5 protein-coding genes and 1 pseudogene are annotated in these 3,894 nt (G+C 52.5%); all 6 read left to right on the top strand.

Annotated features, from left to right (window positions below; all coding sequences use genetic code 11):
• Window positions 1–165 precede the first annotated feature (165 nt).
• The 6 genes and pseudogenes from ACH6CV_RS17900 to ACH6CV_RS17875 all read left to right on the top strand — a co-directional run bounded on the left by ACH6CV_RS17900 (window position 166) and on the right by ACH6CV_RS17875 (window position 3,748).
• A complete protein-coding gene (locus ACH6CV_RS17900) occupies window positions 166–369 on the top strand; it encodes a 4Fe-4S dicluster domain-containing protein (protein ID WP_456359583.1) in 204 nt (67 codons plus the stop codon).
• 46 nt (window positions 370–415) lie between these two features.
• Window positions 416–1,513 carry an ACR3 family arsenite efflux transporter gene (gene arsB, locus ACH6CV_RS17895; protein ID WP_456359582.1) on the top strand — a complete coding sequence of 366 codons (1,098 nt, stop codon included), beginning with the start codon at window positions 416–418 and terminating at the stop codon, window positions 1,511–1,513.
• A gap of 11 nt (window positions 1,514–1,524) precedes the next feature.
• Window positions 1,525–1,689 (top strand): arsenic metallochaperone ArsD family protein, encoded by a 165-nt coding sequence (locus ACH6CV_RS17890; RefSeq protein ID WP_456359581.1) that lies wholly within the window; start codon window positions 1,525–1,527, stop codon window positions 1,687–1,689.
• Between the two features lie 190 nt (window positions 1,690–1,879).
• Window positions 1,880–2,807: pseudogene (locus ACH6CV_RS17885) on the top strand (TRC40/GET3/ArsA family transport-energizing ATPase).
• The gene (locus ACH6CV_RS17880) at window positions 2,764–3,153 is read left to right on the top strand and encodes an arsenate reductase ArsC (protein ID WP_456359580.1); all 390 of its coding nucleotides are present in this window, start codon (window positions 2,764–2,766) and stop codon (window positions 3,151–3,153) included. Before ACH6CV_RS17885 ends, ACH6CV_RS17880 begins: the two are co-directional and overlap by 44 nt.
• Before the next feature lie 118 nt (window positions 3,154–3,271).
• Window positions 3,272–3,748 carry a MarR family winged helix-turn-helix transcriptional regulator gene (locus ACH6CV_RS17875; protein WP_456359579.1) on the top strand — a complete coding sequence of 159 codons (477 nt, stop codon included), beginning with the start codon at window positions 3,272–3,274 and terminating at the stop codon, window positions 3,746–3,748.
• Window positions 3,749–3,894 lie beyond the last annotated feature (146 nt).

Genomic DNA, 3,894 nt, shown 5'->3' with positions numbered 1-3,894 from the left:
AACGCCCGGAAGGAAGGCAAGTGGACCTACTACTCCATTCATCGAGAAGGCAGAGGAATGGCGATTAATCTGCTAACGCAGTTGACAGAAGTTACCAGTGACGAACCCGATTTCGACTGTCTGGAATGAGTTTCCCCTAAACCCGTTGCTGAAAGGAGATCATCAATGAAGGCAGTTATTGACAAGAGGAAGTGTGCCTCTGACAACCGTATTTGTAAGCCCATGAAGGAGTGCCCGGTTGGGGCCATCACATGGGTTGAAGACGAGGAAGAATTACTGGGTTCTCGAATGGAAATCGACCAGGATAAATGCAATGGCTGCGGGATATGCGTTCCGCTCTGCTGGGGCAACTGCATTGAGGTTAGTTAGGCAAGGAAGTTCTATTTGAATCATTATAGGGAAAGAGGTAACGAGCATGGAGTCCGAGAAGCGCCAAGATATGGGAATCTTTCAGAAGTATCTTTCGCTGTGGGTTGCCCTGTGCATGGTCGCGGGTGTACTGATCGGGAGGTTCTTGCCGCTCATCCCCCAATTCCTCAATCAGTTTGAATATGCGAAGGTGTCCATCCCGATGGCGATTCTCATTTGGTTGATGATCTACCCGATGATGATCAAGGTGGACTTTCAGAGCATCAAGAACGTTGGCAAGAATCCCAAGGGACTTTTTGTTACATGGATTACGAACTGGGTAATCAAACCGTTCACCATGTACGGTATTGCCGTCTTGTTCTTCTTTGTGATTTTCAAAGCGTTCATTACTCCCGAACTGGCTACTGAGTATTTGGCCGGAGCAGTGCTGTTGGGCGCAGCGCCCTGCACGGCGATGGTTTTCGTATGGAGCACGCTAACCCGTGGCAATCCTGCGTACACCGTGGTACAGGTGGCAACCAATGACCTCATCATCTTGGTGGCCTTCGTTCCCATCGTCAAGTTCCTGCTTGGCATATCCAACGTCGTAGTGCCCTGGGATACGTTGATTCTGTCGGTGGTGCTGTTCGTGGTGATCCCGCTGGCGGGCGGCATGATTACGCGCTCGATGGTGATCAAGAACAAGGGCGTAGATTATCTGGAAAATGTCTTTGTCAAAAAATTCGACGGCGTGACGATGATCGGTTTGCTCCTGACCCTGATCCTTGTGTTCGCGTTCCAGGGCGAAACCATAATTCGGAATCCGCTGCACATCGTACTGATCGCCGTGCCGCTCGTGATCCAGACATTCCTGATCTTCTTCATTGCATACTTTGCTTCTAAAAAGCTGAAGTTACCCTATGAAATCGCGGCACCTGCTGGAATGATCGGTGCATCCAACTTCTTCGAACTGTCCGTGGCGGTTGCCATTGCCCTGTTTGGTACTACTTCGGCAGCGGCGCTGGCTACGACGGTTGGTGTACTTACGGAGGTTCCGGTTATGCTGATTCTTGTGCGGATTGCGAACAAGACGCAGCACTGGTTTCCCAAAGACGCCCAAGGCGTAACCCAAGGAATTAGTCTCGATCAAAATGCTGATATTTAGGAGATTCAATCATGAAAGTAATGAATATCTATGAACCCGCCATGTGCTGTTCGACAGGTCTTTGCGGTGTGAGTGTCGATCCCGAGCTGCTCCGAATTTCCGCCGTGCTGAACACCCTTGAGAACAATGCTGACGGGCAGATATCCTACGAACGAGGAGATCGCGAAGTTCCTTGACATCCAGACCAGTATGTTTGACGAGAAGCCAAAGGTCACTACGTTCAAGATCAAGAAAACTGGCGACTGCGGATGTTCAGGCGGAGATTGCTGCCGGTAGGTGTTTATGGGGCACACTTTTACAGCCCAAGCCACAATCGGTTGTGGAGATGTGCCTCTTCCTGACGGGAATATATCTGGAGGTAGCCTCATGGAGCGTTTCAATCCGCAAGCGATCAAACAGACCAAGTACTTATTTTTCACCGGGAAAGGCGGTGTGGGCAAAACCTCTGCTGCCTGCGCGACGGCGGTTACCCTGGCGGACGGCGGGAAGAAAGTGCTGCTGATCAGCACCGATCCCGCCTCCAACCTTCAGGACGTATTCGCAATGGCGCTGACCAACAAGGGAGCGCCGATCCCGGATGTCCCGAACCTCGTGGTGGCAAACCTCGATCCGATTCAGGCCGCCGCCGAATGCCGGGAGAGCGTCATCGCGCCCTATCGCGGCAAGCTGCCGGACGTCGTCATCGCAAACATGGAGGAGCAACTGTCCGGTTCCTGCACCATTGAGATCGCGGCGTTCAATGAGTTTTCAAACTTTATTACGGACGACGAAGTCCAGAAAAGCTATGATCATATCATCTTTGACACTGCTCCCACCGGACATACGCAGTGATTGACACGGCGCCAACCGGCCACACGCTGCTGCTGCTCGAATCCACGCAGAGCTACAACCGCGAGATTCAGCGCACCAAGGGCGAGACCCGGAATCGGTCCTGCGGCTGCTGCCAAGGCTCAAAAGCGCAGAGACGGAGGTCATCATCGTCACGCTGCCGGAGGCAACGCCCGTCTACGAAGCTTTACGGCTCGAGGAAGACCTCAAGCGGGCGGGGATTGCGACCAAATGGTGGGTCGTTAATCAATCGCTCTCCCGAACAGAAACGACCAACAAACTGCTGGCGGCAAAAGCGGGAAGCGCAGTTGAATGGATCAACAAAGTCGCTGAGCATTCACACGGCAACCTTGCAGTGATCGCATGGAGCGCCGGCGAGATAAAAGGCGAGAGACTTCTGGAGCTCAAGAGGGAGGTGCAAAATGATCAAAGTGGCGTTTATCTGTGTTCACAACAGCTGCCGTAGTCAGATCGCCGAGGCCCTCGGGAAGCGCCTTGCAGGGGATGTCTTTGAAAGCTATTCTGCGGGCACGGAGCTGAAGGACCGCATCAATCCTGACGCCGTGCGCCTAATGAAGCAGCTCTACGGAATTGATATGGAGCTGACCCAGCGGTCCAAGTTGCTTGAGGAACTGCCGCCGATCGACGTGGTCGTCACAATGGGCTGCAATGTGGCATGTCCCTTCCTCCCATGCAAGCGTCGCGAGGACTGGGGGCTGCCTGACCCGACTGGAAAGAGCGACGAAGAATTCATAACAGTCATTCGATCGATCGAAGAGAAAGTCTTGCGACTGCGCCAAAGTCTAGTGTAGCCGGAAGCATACTAAACTGAATAGAGCCACACCCGCGAGCGGAATATGCACTATGTTCCCATTACAAATAGTTATAATCTGCAACTGTTGCGTGGTATGATTGTGACGAGGCGATGGGATGGATTGGCATGAAAGCAGCATCCTTAGTGAACGGGCCCGGATTCTCGTAAGGCACCTGGGAAATCTGGAAAAGAACGATGCGAGCTGCTGCGGCATATCATTGGCACAATGCCATGCCATCATGGAGATCGGCCGCAAAGGGAAGATCAGACCGAACGACCTGGCAGACCTTCTGGGCGTGGACAAGACCACGATGAGCCGTACAATCAATAACCTTGTAGAATCCGATCTGGCGGTTCGGCACTTGAATGGAGGCGACCGGCGGTATGTGGTCATCCAGCTGACGGAAAATGGGCAACGCTTCTTTGAGAACACGGAAACCGATATGAAGCGCTACTTCCAAAGCGTCCTCGAGAGGATTCCTGAGGACACGAGAAGCCAAGTGTTGGAGAGCCTGGAGATTTTCAAGGCCGCGGTCAAGAATTGTGGCTGTGCGCTTTACACCGGATGGAAGTCTACACTTCCAACTCAATGACGGCACAGAAATTCAGGAATTGAAATAACTGCCATAGGTTCGTGAATGAACCTACGGCCATTTCTTTTTGGAGTCTCATGCTAACCATGCACATCCCTACCGTCACTACCGAACAATTACACGAATACCCGGCCTCCGTGTATTTA

Source organism: Anaerozeibacter quisquiliarum, assembly GCF_051162045.1.
GTDB classification, from domain to species: domain Bacteria; phylum Bacillota; class Clostridia; order Christensenellales; family Aristaeellaceae; genus Anaerozeibacter; species Anaerozeibacter quisquiliarum.
This window is presented reverse-complemented; position numbering and strand designations above follow the sequence as displayed.

Excerpts from the sequence above, each read along its gene's own strand:
- ACH6CV_RS17900 (WP_456359583.1), top strand. The coding sequence starts at position 166 with ATGAAGGCAGTTATTGACAAGAGGAAGTGTGCCTCTGACAACCGTATT.
- arsB (WP_456359582.1), top strand. The coding sequence starts at position 416 with ATGGAGTCCGAGAAGCGCCAAGATATGGGAATCTTTCAGAAGTATCTT.
- ACH6CV_RS17890 (WP_456359581.1), top strand. The coding sequence starts at position 1,525 with ATGAAAGTAATGAATATCTATGAACCCGCCATGTGCTGTTCGACAGGT.
- ACH6CV_RS17880 (WP_456359580.1), top strand. The coding sequence starts at position 2,764 with ATGATCAAAGTGGCGTTTATCTGTGTTCACAACAGCTGCCGTAGTCAG.
- ACH6CV_RS17875 (WP_456359579.1), top strand. The coding sequence starts at position 3,272 with ATGGATTGGCATGAAAGCAGCATCCTTAGTGAACGGGCCCGGATTCTC.